General features: G+C 64.3%; 16 protein-coding genes, 1 tRNA gene and 1 riboswitch. Of the genes, 9 read left to right on the top strand and 8 right to left on the bottom strand.

Going from position 1 to position 15803, the window contains the following annotated elements:
• Nucleotides 1–86 precede the first annotated feature (86 nt).
• The gene (gene ahcY, locus ACYVKQ_RS07150) at nt 87–1400 is read right to left on the bottom strand and encodes an adenosylhomocysteinase (protein ID WP_460577094.1); all 1314 of its coding nucleotides are present in this window, start codon (nt 1398–1400) and stop codon (nt 87–89) included.
• Between the two features lie 114 nt (nt 1401–1514).
• Nucleotides 1515–2273, bottom strand: coding sequence for a DUF4397 domain-containing protein (locus ACYVKQ_RS07145; protein WP_460577092.1), 759 nt, complete (start codon nt 2271–2273; stop codon nt 1515–1517).
• A gap of 123 nt (nt 2274–2396) precedes the next feature.
• Here ACYVKQ_RS07145 and ACYVKQ_RS07140 point away from each other — a divergent pair, with 123 nt between their 5' ends.
• Together ACYVKQ_RS07140 and ACYVKQ_RS07135 are read left to right on the top strand one after the other, a co-directional pair.
• Nucleotides 2397–3011, top strand: a complete 615-nt coding sequence (locus ACYVKQ_RS07140; protein ID WP_460577090.1) for a hypothetical protein — start codon at nt 2397–2399, stop codon at nt 3009–3011.
• Nucleotides 3012–3056: 45 nt separating this feature from the next.
• Nucleotides 3057–4253: a THUMP-like domain-containing protein gene (locus ACYVKQ_RS07135; RefSeq protein WP_460577088.1), complete on the top strand. Its 1197-nt coding sequence runs from the start codon at nt 3057–3059 to the stop codon at nt 4251–4253.
• A 133-nt stretch (nt 4254–4386) separates the two neighbouring features.
• Here the strand turns inward: ACYVKQ_RS07135 and ACYVKQ_RS07130 are convergent, their stop codons facing one another.
• Nucleotides 4387–4986: a DNA-3-methyladenine glycosylase gene (locus ACYVKQ_RS07130; protein ID WP_460577086.1), complete on the bottom strand. Its 600-nt coding sequence runs from the start codon at nt 4984–4986 to the stop codon at nt 4387–4389.
• Between the two features lie 105 nt (nt 4987–5091).
• Nucleotides 5092–5319: riboswitch (cobalamin riboswitch) on the top strand.
• A gap of 211 nt (nt 5320–5530) precedes the next feature.
• On the opposite strand from ACYVKQ_RS07130, the gene ACYVKQ_RS07125 reads away from it, so the two are divergent.
• Nucleotides 5531–7432 (top strand): TonB-dependent receptor, encoded by a 1902-nt coding sequence (locus ACYVKQ_RS07125; protein ID WP_460577084.1) that lies wholly within the window; start codon nt 5531–5533, stop codon nt 7430–7432.
• Nucleotides 7433–7460: 28 nt separating this feature from the next.
• A complete protein-coding gene (locus ACYVKQ_RS07120; RefSeq protein ID WP_460577082.1) occupies nt 7461–8555 on the top strand; it encodes a DUF5074 domain-containing protein in 1095 nt (364 codons plus the stop codon).
• 78 nt (nt 8556–8633) lie between these two features.
• On the opposite strand, the gene ACYVKQ_RS07115 is transcribed toward ACYVKQ_RS07120, so the two are convergent.
• Nucleotides 8634–8912 carry a hypothetical protein gene (locus ACYVKQ_RS07115; RefSeq protein WP_460577080.1) on the bottom strand — a complete coding sequence of 93 codons (279 nt, stop codon included), beginning with the start codon at nt 8910–8912 and terminating at the stop codon, nt 8634–8636.
• 193 nt (nt 8913–9105) lie between these two features.
• Here ACYVKQ_RS07115 and ACYVKQ_RS07110 point away from each other — a divergent pair, with 193 nt between their 5' ends.
• The 3 genes from ACYVKQ_RS07110 (at nt 9106) to ACYVKQ_RS07100 (ending at nt 12570) form a co-directional block, all read left to right on the top strand.
• Nucleotides 9106–9465: a hypothetical protein gene (locus ACYVKQ_RS07110; RefSeq protein ID WP_460577078.1), complete on the top strand. Its 360-nt coding sequence runs from the start codon at nt 9106–9108 to the stop codon at nt 9463–9465.
• Nucleotides 9462–10025, top strand: a complete 564-nt coding sequence (locus ACYVKQ_RS07105) for a helix-turn-helix domain-containing protein (RefSeq protein ID WP_460577076.1) — start codon at nt 9462–9464, stop codon at nt 10023–10025. Before ACYVKQ_RS07110 ends, ACYVKQ_RS07105 begins: the two co-directional genes overlap by 4 nt.
• A gap of 217 nt (nt 10026–10242) precedes the next feature.
• Nucleotides 10243–12570: a B12-binding domain-containing radical SAM protein gene (locus tag ACYVKQ_RS07100; RefSeq protein WP_460577075.1), complete on the top strand. Its 2328-nt coding sequence runs from the start codon at nt 10243–10245 to the stop codon at nt 12568–12570.
• Between the two features lie 22 nt (nt 12571–12592).
• Here ACYVKQ_RS07100 and ACYVKQ_RS07095 read toward each other — a convergent pair whose 3' ends face one another.
• The 3 genes from ACYVKQ_RS07095 to ACYVKQ_RS07085 are packed head-to-tail and all read right to left on the bottom strand — an operon-like array spanning nt 12593 to nt 14497.
• Nucleotides 12593–13657 carry a hypothetical protein gene (locus tag ACYVKQ_RS07095; RefSeq protein WP_460577073.1) on the bottom strand — a complete coding sequence of 355 codons (1065 nt, stop codon included), beginning with the start codon at nt 13655–13657 and terminating at the stop codon, nt 12593–12595.
• Nucleotides 13658–13659: 2 nt separating this feature from the next.
• Entirely contained in the window at nt 13660–14196 is a 537-nt protein-coding gene (locus ACYVKQ_RS07090; RefSeq protein ID WP_460577071.1) for a GNAT family N-acetyltransferase, read from the bottom strand.
• Nucleotides 14197–14230: 34 nt separating this feature from the next.
• Nucleotides 14231–14497, bottom strand: a complete 267-nt coding sequence (locus tag ACYVKQ_RS07085; RefSeq protein WP_460577069.1) for a hypothetical protein — start codon at nt 14495–14497, stop codon at nt 14231–14233.
• Between the two features lie 126 nt (nt 14498–14623).
• Here ACYVKQ_RS07085 and ACYVKQ_RS07080 point away from each other — a divergent pair.
• A tRNA-Gly gene (locus ACYVKQ_RS07080) sits at nt 14624–14696 on the top strand.
• A 239-nt stretch (nt 14697–14935) separates the two neighbouring features.
• On the opposite strand, the gene ACYVKQ_RS07075 is transcribed toward ACYVKQ_RS07080, so the two are convergent.
• On the bottom strand, nt 14936–15394 hold the full coding sequence (locus ACYVKQ_RS07075) for a hypothetical protein (RefSeq protein ID WP_460577067.1): 459 nt from the start codon (nt 15392–15394) through the stop codon (nt 14936–14938).
• Between the two features lie 80 nt (nt 15395–15474).
• On the opposite strand from ACYVKQ_RS07075, the gene ACYVKQ_RS07070 reads away from it, so the two are divergent.
• Nucleotides 15475–15759: a helix-turn-helix domain-containing protein gene (locus ACYVKQ_RS07070; protein ID WP_460577065.1), complete on the top strand. Its 285-nt coding sequence runs from the start codon at nt 15475–15477 to the stop codon at nt 15757–15759.
• Nucleotides 15760–15803: the final 44 nt, after the last annotated feature.

Genomic DNA, 15803 nt, shown 5'->3' with positions numbered 1-15803 from the left:
GCATCCCGTGGTTACACGGTAGCCGAATAAATGAAAAGCCCCGCCTGAAAGTCAGGCGGGGCTTTTCATTAAGGCCAGTGCGGCTCTTAGTAGCGGTACAGATCCGACTTGAACGGGCCTTCCACCGATACGCCGATGTACTTGGCCTGCTTATCATTCAGCTCATCCAGCTCCACGCCGATTTTGGCCAGGTGCAGGCGGGCCACCATTTCGTCGAGGTGCTTGGGCAGGGTGTACACCTTGTTCTCGTAGCTGCCGTGGTTCTGCCACAGCTCCAGCTGCGCCAGCGTCTGGTTCGTGAACGAATTCGACATCACGAACGAGGGGTGGCCGGTGGCGCAGCCCAGGTTCACCAGACGGCCTTCGGCCAGGATGATTACCTCTTTGCCGTCGATGGTGTAGAGGTCCACCTGCGGCTTGATGGTGTCCTTGGTGTGGCCGTAGTTCTTGTTCAGCCAAGCCATGTCGATTTCATCGTCGAAGTGACCGATGTTGCAGACGATGGCCTTGTCCTTCAGCGCGCGGAAGTGCTCTTCCGTTACGATGTCGCAGTTGCCGGTGGTGGTGATGACGATGTCAGCCTCCTTGATGGCGTTGCTCATCTTCTTCACTGCGAAGCCGTCCATGGCCGCTTGCAGGGCACAGATCGGGTCGATTTCCGTCACGATAACGCGGGCACCGGCGCCTTGCAGCGACGCTGCGGTGCCTTTTCCTACGTCGCCGTAGCCGGCCACCACGGCCACTTTGCCGGCCATCATGATGTCGGTAGCGCGGCGGATAGCGTCCACCGCCGACTCTTTGCAGCCGTACTTGTTGTCGAACTTCGACTTCGTTACCGAGTCATTGATGTTGATGGCGGGCAGCGGCAGCTTGCCGGCCTTCATGCGCTCCACGAGGCGCAGCACGCCGGTGGTCGTTTCTTCCGAGATGCCGCGGATGCCGGCTACCAGCTCGGGGAACTGATCCAGCACCATGTTGGTCAGGTCGCCACCGTCGTCGAGGATCATGTTCAGCGGCTGGCGCTCCTCGCCGAAAAACAGCGTTTGCTCGATGCACCAGTTGAACTCTTCCTCGTTCATGCCCTTCCAGGCATACACGGCCGTACCAGCGGCGGCAATAGCGGCCGCAGCGTGGTCCTGCGTAGAGAAGATGTTGCACGACGACCAGGTCACCTCGGCACCTAGCGCCTGCAGCGTCTCGATGAGGACGGCCGTTTGAATCGTCATGTGCAGACAGCCGGCGATGCGGGCACCTTGCAGGGGCTTGCTGGCGCCGTACTGTGCGCGCAGAGCCATCAGACCGGGCATTTCAGCTTCAGCCAGACGAATCTCCTTGCGGCCCCACTCGGCCAGCGAAATGTCTTTTACCTTGTAAGGTACGTAGGTCTTGGTCTCAACCATGGTCACGGGATTTTCGCAATGCAACTACAAAGGTATCCAATTTGTTCGGCGTAGACCAATATAGAAAAAGCCCGAACCAATGGTTCGGGCTTTTGATTTTACTTGCCGAAAAGGCTAGTTATTGGGAATAATAACGGCCCGGGCCTGCTGGCCAGCGGGTACGCCCGCGCCGGCGATGCCGCGTACCACAATGGTGTAGATTTTACCGGCCTCGTAATTCCGGGTACCGGTGCCGCTGCCGGATCCATCGCCCACAGCCAGTACCTGGGTGCGGGGCGTGCCCGCGGTGATGCTCAGGTTTAGCTGGCCGGCGTTGATCGGGAAGAAAGCAGAGGCGGCGCCGAAGGCGACGTCAGGACTAATATCGGTACCGGGGGTGCCGGGCAAGGCCGAGGGGACGGTCAGCCGGACCGGGGAGGGCGCATTTAGGGCCAGGTGCACGACGCGCACTTTGGCCTGCCCGGCTACCGGCGCGGTCAGGTCGTCGGTGACGGTCAGCAGCACAGGCGTGGCGCCGATGGTGGCAGAAGGCGAGTAAGCAAACGACGAATAGCTTTGGTCTTTTGCAATCGTCAGTCCCTGGGTGGTCAGCACCTGGTTGCCGGCGTTGATGCGCAGGGTAGGCGTGCCGGTATTGACGTTTAGGTAAGCACTGTTCTGCCCGTAGTTGAGCTGCCCTACTTGCTGGTCGCTGATGAAAGCAGTAACCTGTACGTCAGAAGCGGCGGCGGCGTGCACCAGCATCACCCGGCCTTGATCGGGTGCCGGCGCGGGCGGATCGTCGTCGTCGTTGCCTCCGCAGGCACTAGTGAGCAAAGCGGCCGGCAGCGCGGCCAGCAGCCATAGGCGGCCTAAGTGAAACGGGTGGTTCATGAGTCTAGGGATTTTAGCAACACCACGAAGTGTTGAGCCTGAGAACGTATCGTTCGTCGGTTTTGTTGGGGCGTTGGTCGGATATGTCCCATTATCCGGCTTTTGGAATATTAACTTTGTAGCATGACGTTTTCCGCCCTGCTGACGCCGCGCCGCGGCCGCCACGTTGCCGCATTCTTTTCACTGGCGTTGTTGGGTACCACCCCGGCCTTCGCGCAGCAGCCCGCCGCGTCCCCGGCACCCACCATCCGCCTAAGCCCCGAGGACTTCGACCGCGGGCTGAACGGCGTACAGAAGAATTTCTGGTTTACTACCGGCAGCGGCGAGGACTACCAGAACGCAGGGTTTTTCGGGCAGAAGCTGCGCCCCCACCTTACCGATGAGCAGGCTTTGGCCAGTCTTGACCGCTACCGCCGACAGCGCTGGCTGCACTTGGCCGAGCGGGCCGTCTTTGTGGGTGCTGCCGGCGTGTACGCGCAGCAGGTATTCAGCCGCGACGAGCCGCAATACTTCAACAACACCCAGAAAGTAGCCATCGGCGCGGCCGTGGTCAGCCTGCTCTCCAACACGCTGATTACGCGCCATACCAACCAGCATTTTATGCGCGCCGTGGAAGCCCAGAACGCTACTTTGCCGGCTGCACGCCGTATGGGACTTGAGCGGGCCAAGCCCGACCTACTAGGCGTAACGGCCCCGACGGGCCGTCCGCAGCTGCTAGTAGGCTGGACGCTGCGCTAATTCCCTAGTATTTTTGCGCCGTTTCAGGCGTTTTTTACCGTTGTAATGGACGTTTCCCTATCGGCGGCGGCCCGGCAATACGTGGCGAAGCACCTGCACGACGACCCAGCCAAGCTGGCGCTGCAGGCCCGCCGCTACCCCAACTTGCCCGTGCCCGAACTGGTGCGCCAGATTCAGGCCCGCCAGAAGGCCAAAGCCAAGCTGCCCACCTGGGCGGCCAATCCGGACTTGGTGTTTCCCCCCGCGCTGTCGGTCGAGCAAGCCTCGTCGGCGCGCACCGCCGCGTTCAAGGCGGGCCTGGTGAGCGGCACCCGTCTGGCCGACCTCACCGGCGGCTTTGGCGTCGACAGCAGCCACTTTGCCCGCGCGCTGGAGGAAGTGCACTACGTGGAGCGCAACCCGCAGCTCGTGAGCGTGGTGCGGCACAACTTGGAAGTACTTGGCGTCGACAACGTGCATTACCACGTGGGCGACGCCGCCGCGTGGCTGCGCGAGCAGCCCGACGGGCACTTCGACTGGATTTACCTCGACCCAGCCCGTCGCGACACGGCCGACAAGAAGATTTTCCGCTTGGCCGACTGCGAGCCGGACGTGCTGCGCCTGCTGCCGGTGCTGCTGCGCAAGGCCGAGCGCGTGCTGCTCAAAACCTCACCCATGCTCGACGTGGAGCAGGCCATTCAGGAACTGGCGCACGTGCGCCGCCTGTGGGTGGTGGCCGTCGACAACGAGTGCAAGGAAGTGCTCTACGAGCTGGGCCAGGAGCCCGCCGTGGACCCCGAGCGCCTGACGGTGAACCTGCTGCGCGACGGCCGCGAACAGACGTTTCGCTCGAACCGCACCCGCGAAGCCAAAGCCATTCCGCGCTATGCGGAGCCGCAGGATTACGTCTACGAGCCCAACGTGGCCGTGCTCAAGGCCGGTAGCTTCAAGAGCATCGGTACCAGCTTCAGCCTGCTGAAGCTGCACCAGCACAGCCACCTCTACACGTCCAATACCCTCCGCGAGGACTTTCCCGGCCGCATCTTCCGTTGCCGGGCCGTGTGCCGGTACGACAAGAAGGAGTTGCTGGCCTACCTAGGTCCGGAGCAGCGCGCCCACGTCACCACCCGCAACTTCCCTGATTCGGTGGCTGAGATTCGCCACCGCACCGGTATCCGGGAGGGCGGCACCACGTACCTAATGGCCACTACCGACCTGACCGGCCGCCTCATCGTGCTCGTCTGCGACCGGCTCGCGCCGTGAGCGGTGCAATAGAGAGGTGGTGAGTTGACTTTCTGGCAACATTTCGCCATGAAACCGGCCCCGGTAGCACTGACTACCGGGGCCGGTTTGCGTTCAGGCCCATCTGGACATTCACTCACCATTTCATCCGAGGTCACTTCGCCGGGCTGGTCCACTTGCTGTCTTTCAGGCGAAAACGCCAGGGCAGCGCCGCGTCGGCACCGGCGTAATCGATGCCGACGCGGGGGCTGGCCAGCAGCTGTTCGGGCGACACGGCCTCTTGCCGATCCTCCAGCCAGATCAGGTCGCCGGTGAGGTCGGTGCCGTAGTGCGGCACGCCAATGCCGAGGGCCTGGGTGAGCAGGCCGGGGCCGCCGGTGAGGTTGCGCGCGGTGGCTGGCACGCCGCGGCGCAGCGCCATTTCCGCTAGGCCCTCCGTCGGCTCCAGCCCGCGAATCAGCACGGCGTCGGCCTTGCCGGCCACGTTGGTGATGATGTTGAACAGGGCGTAGCGGCCGTAGATCAGGTATACATAGGCCACGCCGCCGGCCTCGTACATCACGCGGGTGCGCTTGGTAAAACGGCCCAGGTGCGAGTGGCAGGCCTGGTCATCGATATGCGCGTAGGCTTCGGTTTCGACGATGCGGCCGCCCGTCAGGATGCCATCAATGCGGCTGAAGAGGTATTTGCCGACCATATCGCGGGCAAGGGTTACCACGTCGGGCTGTTGGTAGTAGGCAAGCGGAAGTTTCATGCGAGACTGTACGTGCCGCAGGAACTTTGAGGGGAGCGGCAGCTCGGCCGGACGTTGGGCGGCTTTGAAATTGGTGGACGCCATCAAATTCAACTAATCCGTGATTATCTTTGCCGGTGCATGGGTGGCCAGACCCCGATTGGGGGGCGCGGCTGAAAAGGGAATGCCGTGAAATTCGGCGACTGTCCCCGCAACTGTGAGCTTCACAACACCATGCGTCGGGCCTCTCTTCGCCACTGTCCTGCTGAGGGCTGCCGCTGCGGCAGCCGGAGGGATGGGAAGGCCGCCCGGCGCGAAGCAAGTCAGGAGACCTGCCCCTGCACATCTTAGTGTTCGGCGCCTGCGGAGGACGGGCGGAGAATGAATCGTTTTTGGGCCCCAGCGCTATTCGGCGCCGGCTCGTGCTTCCTGATTCTGCCTCAGCCCCGCAAGCAGCTTTTTCAGCCGGCTGCAGGGTTCTGAACCGAATTTTTCGGCCCCGAAAACTTTGGTTCGGTTCTACGCTTTTCCTTGGCCCGCCGCGCTCCGCCGTGGGGTGCTGTCGTTGCTGCTTCTGCCGGGCGGCCTGGCTGCGGTGTGGGCGCAGTCGCCGGTACGGCCCGACTCGGCTCGCCACGTGCTGCCCGGCGTGCAGGTGCAGGCCCTGCGGCCCACGCGCTACGCCGCCGGCAGCCACTTCACCTCCCTCGACTCGGCGGCGCTGGCCCCCTACCAAGCCGGTACCGTCGCCGACGCGCTGTCGGCGCGCACCCCGCTGTACCTGAAGACCTACGGCCCCGGCCAGCTGGCTTCCATTGCCCTGCGCGGCACGGCGGCCCGCCACACGGCCGTGCTCTGGCACGGCTTCACACTGAACTTCCCTACCCTGGGCGAGGCTGATTTTGCCCTGCTGCCCGTGGCCGGGCTGGGCCGCATCGATGTGCAGCACGGGCCGGCGGCGGCGCTGTACGGCACGGGGGCGTTGGGCGGCGCCGTGGTACTGGGTGCCGCCACAGCGCCGGCCGGTACCCGCGTGGAGGGTTTGGTAGAAGCGGGCAGCTTCGGCGCCCGGGCCCTGAGCGTCAGCGGCAGCCAGCGCAACGAGCGGGTGAGCGTACGCACCAGCTACCTGGTGCGCGAGGCCCGCAACGACTTTCCCTATCTCGTCCGCGAAGTAATCGGCCAGGTGCGCCGGCATCAGGAAAACGCCGCCCTGCAGCAAGCTAGCTTTCAGCAGGACGTGACGGTGCTGGCCGGCCAGCGCGGCGAGGTAACGGCCTCAGCCTGGCTGACCGATGCCAACCGCCAGATTCAACCGTCCATCGGCTCGGCCAACAACCACGCCCGGGAGCGGGACCAGAGCGCCCGGGTGGTGCTGGGCTACCGCCACCGCGGTGCCCGCAGCGAAACGGCGGTGCGCACGGCGTGGTTTGGCGACCTGATCGACTACCAGAGCGACCAGCTGAGTACTAGTCATTCCCGCAGCAGCGTGCGGCAGGCGCAGCTAGAGCACACCCACAACTGGCGGCCCAACCTCAGCCTGCGCCTCGGCACCGAAGCGCAGTACTTCGTGGCCCACGTCGACGGCTACCGGGGGCGCGTGGACGAATCGCGCTTTGCCGGCTTTGCCCTGCTGCGCTACGACCCCACCGCCCGGCTGCGGCTCACGCTGAATGCCCGGCAGGCCGTGCTACCCGGCCGCCGGCCGCCGCTGGCCCCCACGGCGGGCCTGGAGTGGCAGGCCTGGGCCACCGCGCGCCAGCAGCTGTGGCTGAAGGCCAGTGCCGCCCGCAGCTACCGCGCCCCTACCCTGAACGAGCGGTACTGGCGGCCTGGCGGCCGCCCCGACCTGCGCCCCGAAACCAGCCTGGGCGGCGACCTGGGCCTGCATTACGAGGGCTTAAGCGCCAACGGGCGGCTGGGCCTGCAGGCCGACGTGACGGCCTTCCACCTGCGGGTGGACGACTGGGTGCAGTGGCTGCCCAACTCAGCGGGCACCTGGACGCCCCAGAACCTGCGGCAGGTACGCAGCCGGGGCGCCGAAGTCAGCATCCAGGCCCGGTACCAGGCCGGCGCTTATGTGCTGAGCCCCAAAGCCGGCTACGCCCTCACCCAGACGCAGAAGCTGCGCGGCTACCCTGCCGACGAAGACCCCGCCGGCGTGCAGCTGGCTTACGTACCCCTGCACGCGGGCAACCTCGCCCTCGACCAGCACTGGAAGGGCTGGAGCCTGTCGGGTACGCTGATGCTGACCAGCTACCGCTACACCACTGCTTCGGCCACCGACTTCCTGCCGGGCTACGCGCTGCTCCATGCCACGACTGGCCGCAGCTTCCGCCTCGCCGGCTGGCAGCTGACGGCGCTGGTGCAGGGCTTCAACCTCACCAATACCGCTTACCAGAACTACGCCTTCCGGGCCATGCCGCTGCGCTCCGGCGCTCTGAGCCTGCGCGCCAGCTGGCACTAACTCTCTGCCTCACTTATTCTCATTCCACATGAAAACGTCTCCCCTCTACCACGCGTCGCTGCTGACTGGATTGTGCCTGTCGGGTGTGCTGCTGGGCTGTGAGCCCGAAAAGAAGAAAGACCCGCAACCCACGCCGCCGGCCCCGCCGACTGCGGTCCGCAACGACTCGGTGTACGTGGTCAACGAAGGCCAGTTTAATACGCCCAACGGCTCGGTCAGCCTGTTCATCAAGTCCACCAAAGCCAGCGAGAAAGACCCTTTCCAGCGCGTCAATGGCCGTACCCTGGGCGACGTGGTGCAGTCCATGACCGTGGTGGGCAACCGGGGCTACGCCGTGGTCAACAACAGCAACAAGGTGGAGGTCATCCACCTGCCCGGATTTCATTCCGTGGCCACCATCGGCGGCCGTGCCCTGCCCCGCTACCTGGTGGCCGCTTCGGCCGATAAGGCCTACCTGACGGAGTGGGTAGCGTTTGGCCAGAACGGCCGGGTGGCGGTGCTGAACCTGCGCACCAACACGGTGACGGCCACCATTCCGGTGGGCAAGCTCCCCGAGCGGCCCTTGCTGGCGGGTGGCAAGCTGTACGTGCCGAATTCGGACGAGAATACCGTCACGGTCATCAACACCAGCACCGACCAAGTGGAAACGACGCTGACCGTTTCGGACGGGCCGAACTCACTGGTGGCCGATGCCGCCGGCAACGTCTGGGTGCTGTGCGGGGGCATCACGCGTTACGCGCCCACGCCGCCGTACCCAGTGCTGTCGAGCACGCCCGCCAAGCTGGTGCGCCTGAATCCGGCTGCTCCCACCACGGGCCGCCTGGAACTGGCCTTTAGCAGCGGCGGCGCCACGGGTCTGCAGCCGACCCCCAACCGCCAGCAGCTGTACTACCGCTACGGCGGGGCCGTGTACCGCCTGGACGCCACGGCCACGGCTCTACCCTCTACGCCGCTGATTCGTCGCCGCCTCAACGGACTCGGCGTCGACCCGACCGATGGTACGCTGTACGGCGCCATCGGCTCATTCAGCACCGACGGGCGGACGGTGCGCTTCACCACCAGCGGCGCGGCCATTGATTCCTTCAATGTCGGCATCGGGCCCAGCAGCTTCGCCTTCCGCTAAACCCGGTACACTTATCAGGTCAACCAAAAAGCCCCGGCAACTACTGTTGCCGGGGCTTTTTGATTAGTACGGGCGGCGCTAGTCGGCTTTGCCGTCGTTGTTCTTGTCTTTTCGTTCGCTGCCGCCCTCGTAGATACGCTCCTGCTGACTCTCGGCCGTATCGCGCTGCACGCGTTCCTGGTTGATGCCGTCGTTGGCGGTCTGGGCACCGGGGTTACGCGGGTATTTTTGGTTGCCGCGCTCTACGTTGGTGTCGCCCGATTCGGTACCGGTGCTGCAGGCCGTGAGGCCGGCGGTCAGCAGCAAGGCCGCGGCCAGGTAACGCAGGGTTCGCAGCGGGTGGAAGGAGGTGTTCATGGAAGTGAGGGAGTAAATATGGTCGGGGCAATATACGCAGCCGGACCAGCCGGCGGAAGCGTCGTTGTTAGCACAAACGCCAATGCCGCCGATTGGTTATCTAGCTGATCTGAAGGCATTTTTTGGCGCTGGTGGGCGGGCCCCCTGGCAACGGCGGCATTTTCCGCTAACGGCGGGCTGATATCTTTGCCGCATGGCTGCACCGCGTCGTCGTCCTTCCCAAGCTTCCCTGCTGGCTCACCCGCTGATCCGGCGGGCTGGCATCCTGCTGGTCATCAGCCTGGTGCTGTCGTTTGCCCTCATTGGCTACCTGTTCGGCTTCGACGCCACGTTTTTCGGCCGTTGGCTGGGGGCCACGTTCGTGTGGTTTGTGCTGCTGGGTGTCACTTTTTTGGCCGTGGTGCCGTTTGTTAACTGGGCGGCTGAGCACTGGTTTGGCCGTACCTGGGCCGAGGCGCCCACGCCGCAGCCCGTGCGCCGCCCCCGGGCCACCAACACGGCCAAGCCCGCCCGCTACGCCCCGCGCAACTCCGCTAAGAATCCTGCCCCGTGACCACCGAGCTGCACATCAAAAACATGGTCTGCCCGCGCTGCATCAGCACGGTGCGCACCATCCTGAAGGACGCCGGGCTGCAGCCGCTCGACGTGACGCTGGGTTACGCCCGGCTCGACGAGGCCACGCCGGCCGACCCGGCGCAGCTGCAGCCGCGGCTGGAAGCGGCCGGTTTTGAGCTGCTGCAAAGCCGCGACGAGCAGCTGGTGGAGCAGGTGAAAGCGGCGCTGGCCGACTACCTGGAGCACCTGCGCACGGCGCGTGTGCCGCTCACCACCTCGGCCTTCCTGTCGGAGCGCTTCGAGGCATCCTACCCCCACCTGAGCAAGCTGTTTTCGCGCGTGGTGGGCCTCACGCTGGAGAAATACCTTATTCGCCTGAAGATCGAGCGGGTCAAGGAACTGCTCAGCTACGGGCAGTTGACCCTGGCTGAAATAGCCGACGAGTTGCGCTACAGCTCCTCGCAGCACCTGAGCACGCAGTTTCGGCAGGTGACGGGCCAAACGGTGACCGAGTACAAGGCCCATCCGGAGCGCACGTCGCTGGATCAGATAGCGTGAGGACTAAGTACACTTCGATGCACTGCTTCGCCAAGCGGACGTTAGCTTAAGCAGCACGCTCTGAAAGTCTTTGCGGCTAAATTCGAGCATGCTTTAAGGCTCAACGGGAGTCTTTGCTCGATCTGCTGCGGCGGCTCCGCTTGCTGTAACGCTACGCCACCGTTCGACCTGGCTACCTTTGCGGGCACCTTTGCCGCCGCGTGGCGGTTGTTGCCCCGTGCCGACGTCGTCCTCCCTCCGCATCCTGCTCATTACTCCGCCGCTCACGCAGCTGAACACCCCGTACCCGGCCACGGCTTACCTGACGGGCTTCTTGCGCGGGCGCGGCTTTCACGCGGCCCAGGCCGACATCGGCATTGAGCTAGTGCTGCGGCTGTTTTCGGCCCAGGGGCTGCGCCGGGTGTTCGACGCCATCGAGCAGGGCAATTTTGAGTTGAGCGACAACGCCCGGCGGATGCTGCGCCTGCGCCGCCGCTACGAAAGCACGGTGGAGCCGGTCATCCGCTTTCTGCAGAACAAGGACCTGACGCTGGCCCCGCGCATCTGCCACGGCCGCTTTCTGCCCGAAGCCGCCCGCTTCGATAACGTGGCCGACCTGGAATCGGCCTTCGGCACCATGGGCCTTACCGACCAAGCCCGCCACCTGGCCACGCTCTACCTCGAAGACCTGGCCGACCTGCTCAAGGAAACCGTCGGCCCGCAGTTCGGCTTTTCGCGCTACGCCGAGCACCTGGGCCTCACGGCTACCTCCTTCGACGAGCTGCACCAAGCCCTGCAGCAGGCGCCGAACCTCGTGGACGAGGTGATGCTGGAGTGCTTCGCCGACGTGTTGCGCCGCGAGCAGCCCGACGTTATCGGCTTTACGGTGCCCTTCCCCGGCAACCTGTACGGCGCGCTGCGGCTGGCGCAGTTTGCCAAGCAGCAGAACCCCGCTGTCCGTACCCTGATGGGCGGCGGCTACCCCAACACGGAGCTGCGCGGCATCAAGGAGCCCCGGTTTTTCGATTACATCGACTACCTCACCCTCGACGACGGCGAAGGCCCTTGGCTGCAAATTTTGAAAGCCTTCGAGAAGGAAAAAGAACGTCATGCTGAGCCTGTCGAAGCATCTCTACCGTTTCGTCAGATAGTATCCAACGAAGCGGTAGAGATGCTTCGACAGGCTCAGCATGACGTTCTGAAACCGCCAGCAATTACTTTTCAGCGCACTTTTCTGCGCAACCCCGCTACCGGTCAGGTGGAGTATCACAACCAAGCCACTACGGCCGACATTCCGCACACCGAAGTCGGAACGCCTGACTACGACGGGCTGCCGATTCGCGACTACCTTTCCGTTATCGAGGTGCTGAACCCCATGCACCGGCTCTGGAGCGACGGACGCTGGAACAAGCTGACCGTGGCCCACGGCTGCTACTGGAAGCGCTGCAGCTTCTGCGACGTGACGCTGGACTACATCCGCCGCTACGACACGGCTCCGGCCGCGCTGCTGGTGGACCGCATCGAGCAGATCGTGCGGCAAACCGGGCAGACGGGCTTTCACTTCGTCGACGAAGCCGCTCCTCCCCTGGCCCTGCGCGACTTGGCCGTGGAGCTGCTCAAGCGACGCGTGAGCATCACTTGGTGGGGCAACATCCGCTTCGAGAAAACCTTCACGCCCGACCTCTGCCGCCTGCTGGCCGCTTCGGGCTGCATTGCCGTGTCGGGCGGGCTGGAAGTGGCCTCCGACCGCCTGCTCGCGCTGATGGAAAAGGGCGTCACCATCGCCCAGGTAGCGCGCGTGACGGAGGGCTTCACCCAGGCCGGCATCATGGTGCACGCCTACCTGATGTACGGCTTCCCCACCGAAACGGTGCAGGAAACCGTGGACTCGCTGGAAGTGGTGCGCCAGCTGTTTCAGGCCGGCATCGTGCAGTCGGGCTACTGGCACCGCTTTGCCATGACGGCCCATTCGCCGGTGGGCAAGAACCCCGCGAAGTACCAGGTGCAGCCCATCGGCCCCGAGCCCGGCGACTTTGCCTGGAACGACCTCTGGCACGACGACCCCACCGGCGCCGACCACGAGCAGTTCGGGCCGGGCCTGGCCAAGGCGCTGTACAACTACATGCACGGCGTGGCCCTGCACGAGCCCCTGCAGTTTTGGTTTGACTTCCGCGTGCCCCGCACCACCGTGCCGCGGCAGCTGGTGGAATCGGCCCTGGCCGAGCCCGGCAAAGCCGACGCCGCCAAGCAGAACCTGCGGCTGTTTTGGCTGGGCAACGCGCCGGAGCTGCGCCTCGAAACCCGGCAGAAGAAAGGCCGCCTCACCGAGCAGGCCGTGCTGACCTTCTACGAGCAGGCCGAAGACTTTGAGCTGAAGACCACACCTGCCGTCGGCCAGTGGCTGCACGCGCTGCTCACCAAGCTGTCGGCAGATTACGACACCAAACTGCTGCTCAAGGAAGCCGCCGCCTCGTTTCCTGCCGCCGAAGCGGGGCTGTCGTTTGAAGCCCTGCTGATTTCGCCGGCCTGGCTGCTGCTGCGCGAAAAGGGCCTGCTGCTGGTTTAGCCTGCGCGTACCTCGGCCGGGTTCAGCGCCGCATCCGCCCCAGCCACTCCTGCAGGCTCGAAGCCAGATCGGCCGGGAGTTGGGGCCAGCGCCGTACCGAATCGGCGGGTGCCGCTACGAGCAGGCTTTTGCTGGCTTGCTGGTAGACCTTCACACCGGAGCCGCGGCGTCCGCCCACCGCGTTACGCAACTGCTGGCTGCTTTCGCGTACGTTCACGGTGGTATCCAGCGCGCCGTACAGCCCCAGCACCGGCAGGCGCCGCCGGCCCAGCTGCCGCAGCCAAGACCGGTCGGCGGGCGTCAGGCCGGGTCCCTGCAGAATCAGAAAGGCTGGTTTGGCTGGCGAAACGCCTGTAACGGCCAGCGCGGCGGCCCGCCCACCGGCCCCAAAGCCCCAGACCCCTACCTGCGTCGAATCTACCCGGGCGCGCGTCTCGGACCGTAACCGCTGCAGCGCCGCCCGCAATTGCGGGGCCGCCACCGAATCGGACTGCGGCTCCGGGGCGGCCACGGCTACCACCATGCCCTGGCGCACGAGCCAGTCGGCCCAGCCAAACGCGGCCCCCACAGCCCCTGCCTCGGGCCACAGCAGCACAGCCGGCCGCCGCAGCACCGTGTCGAGCGGAGTAAACAGCAGCCCGTAGCCACCGTCAGCACCTGGTTGGCGCGCAGTAGTGTAGCTGGGCAAATCGGACGGCGCGCGGCGCACCGCGACCAGCTCTGCGCGCAGCGTGTCGTGCAGCCAGATGGACCCGGTCAGGAAGTTGGGCTCTTCGCGCAGCGCCAGGCGGCTGCCCCCCGGCAAGCGGCCCGCCAGCGTCGGGGCTTGGTAGGCTACGCTGTCGAAAAACCGGGAATACAACGGCGTATCGGCTACGCGCACCACCACTTGCACGCGGCGGCTGACGGAATCTTGGTACAGGTTGACCACTACCGGCATTTCGGCCCCCCGGTGGGTAAGCGTGCCCTCGTAGCGTCCCGTTGGGGCAGCGTGCTGCTTTTCAGTGGCCGGCGCGCAGCCGTGCAACCCGCCTAGCATCAGGGCCAGTAGCCCGCTCCACCTCAGCCGCCGCGCAGCGTGCTCCATGCTCACAGGCCTTTTCGGAGGATAAAGTCGTTTTGCACGTCGTGGCCCACGCGGTACTCCGTTTCGCCAATTTGCTTAAACCCTTTGCGCCGGTAAAATTCCAGCGCCTTTGCGTTTTTGTCCCACACGCTCAGCACGAGGGAGCGGCAGCCGCGCTGCCGGGCTTCGTCGAGGCAGCGCCGGAGCAGGGCAGCCCCCAGGCCGGTGCCCTGCCAGTCCTGCTGCACGTACAGCCGCTGTAGCTCGGCGCGGGTACGTGGGTCGGCGCCGGCCTCGGCCCCCAGGCCAGAGCCCACGGTCAGCTTGGCGTAGCCGACCAACTGCTGCTGCATGAGGGCCAGAAAAAAGACGGTGTTGGGGTCCTCCAACTCGGCCAGCTGCTGCGCCGGGCCGAAATGCTCGGCCAGGTACAGCTCCATGTCCGCGGGCGCATTCTGCGCTGCGTAGGTGTCGTGGAAGGTCTGCCGGCCGAAGTCGGCCAACTGGGCGGCGGCGGCGGCGGTGCGTTTGGCCGGAACAATGCGAAGCGGTGACGACATAGCGCGGCAAAGAAACAAAACCCGCAGCCGTCGGCTACGAAATACGTCCTTTACCCGGTTCGTCCGAGATGCGACCATCCTGCCGCAAGCGCCATCCGTAACGCACAATGAGCACGCCTACCACCAGCATCAGCACCGAAAGCACGAGGTAGGTGGACTCCACGGCGTCCCAGCCGCCGCGCTGCCACTCCGCCGCCGACACGCTAAAGCGCAGCAACTGCGCGGCAATCATCAGGCCGCCCGCTACGATCAGCATGAGGCCAACAATGCGCCGGGTAGCTGGAGAAAGTGAAAAAGCCATGGCCTAAATCAACGAAATATCTGCCAGGGCGTTGCATGCAGTCGTTTCAAGATTTGTGACCGGCGCAGTCGATACGCAATTGAATATTGGTTGCCACTCTGTATTTTTGCCTTACCAAACACATCAGCGGGAGTAGCTCAGTTGGTAGAGCATCAGCTTCCCAAGCTGAGGGTCGCGAGTTCGAGCCTCGTTTCCCGCTCATTTGGAATCAGCCACTTAGACACTAGTCTGGGTGGCTGATTTGCTTTTGGTGCCCACGGTGGTGCCTACACCCACTCCCCCACCGTCGCCGTGTTGAATGTGACTCGGGTTTCTGATTGCGGCTCGAAACCGTTGGAAACAGCCGTGGATCGGGCCAGGTCGAGCAAATTGAAGTGCCCGCGCTCCTGGACCCACTTGGTGAATTGACCGAGGCCGTACTGTCGGATCTTGCTTCTGCTATTTCCGGTCTCTCGGTGGTGCAGGTGTCCCCGTCAGCAGGACGCGTCCTTCGTTGATGCTCAACTCCCACAGCGTCCGAGTCCCTGTGTCGAGCCAGATATGATCATTGAAGGCCATCAACGTGCGATTGAGAAGCTCTTCCAGCTCAGCATACGATTGCCGGCGTGTGTCCGCGATGATGATTCCATCAACACGCCCGTTGGTCAGGAAGTAGTGCATAGTGCGCCCAGGGTGGTCAGCGAACTTCCACCAGATTTGCTCCCGGTCACCAGAGCCTTCCGGTTTCATCTTCTGCTGCGTCCACTCCTTGGCGCCCGGCATTTTCCGGTACACCTGCGAGAGTTGGAGCATGTTCATTCCCATTCGGCTACTCAGTTCCATCTGCGCTTGAGCTTGGCTGTGACGCGGGCTGATGACGAGTAGTAGGAGGGCCAATATGAGTAGCGTCTTGCGCATGTTTGTGGAGGATTGGTGGGTTGAATGACTTGGGCTAGCTCTCCTCAAAAGTAGGAAGCGCCCGCGCTTTTTGGACACATGTGTCCAAGTTCAGAAACTGGCAACATCGGAGCTTGCTGCCCGTGAAGAATCCGGGTGGAGTCAAGGCTTTTGGTGAGCATCTGCGTCGCCTGCGCGAACAGCGCGGGATGAGCCAGATGGAGCTAGCGGACTACGCCAACGTGTCGAACAAGACCGTCCACCGGATCGAAAAGGCACAGTTTGCGGCGACCATCGACGTATTGCTGTCGTTGGCAAAAGCACTGCGGATTCCCCTGCATGAGCTGGTGAAAGTGCCTGGCATGGAAGACGCTGACGCTACCTGAGAAGCCCGCCCCAACCACGAGTAGTCGGAGCGGGCCAGGTCGGT

The organism is Hymenobacter coalescens (assembly GCF_054783195.1).
This window is presented reverse-complemented; position numbering and strand designations above follow the sequence as displayed.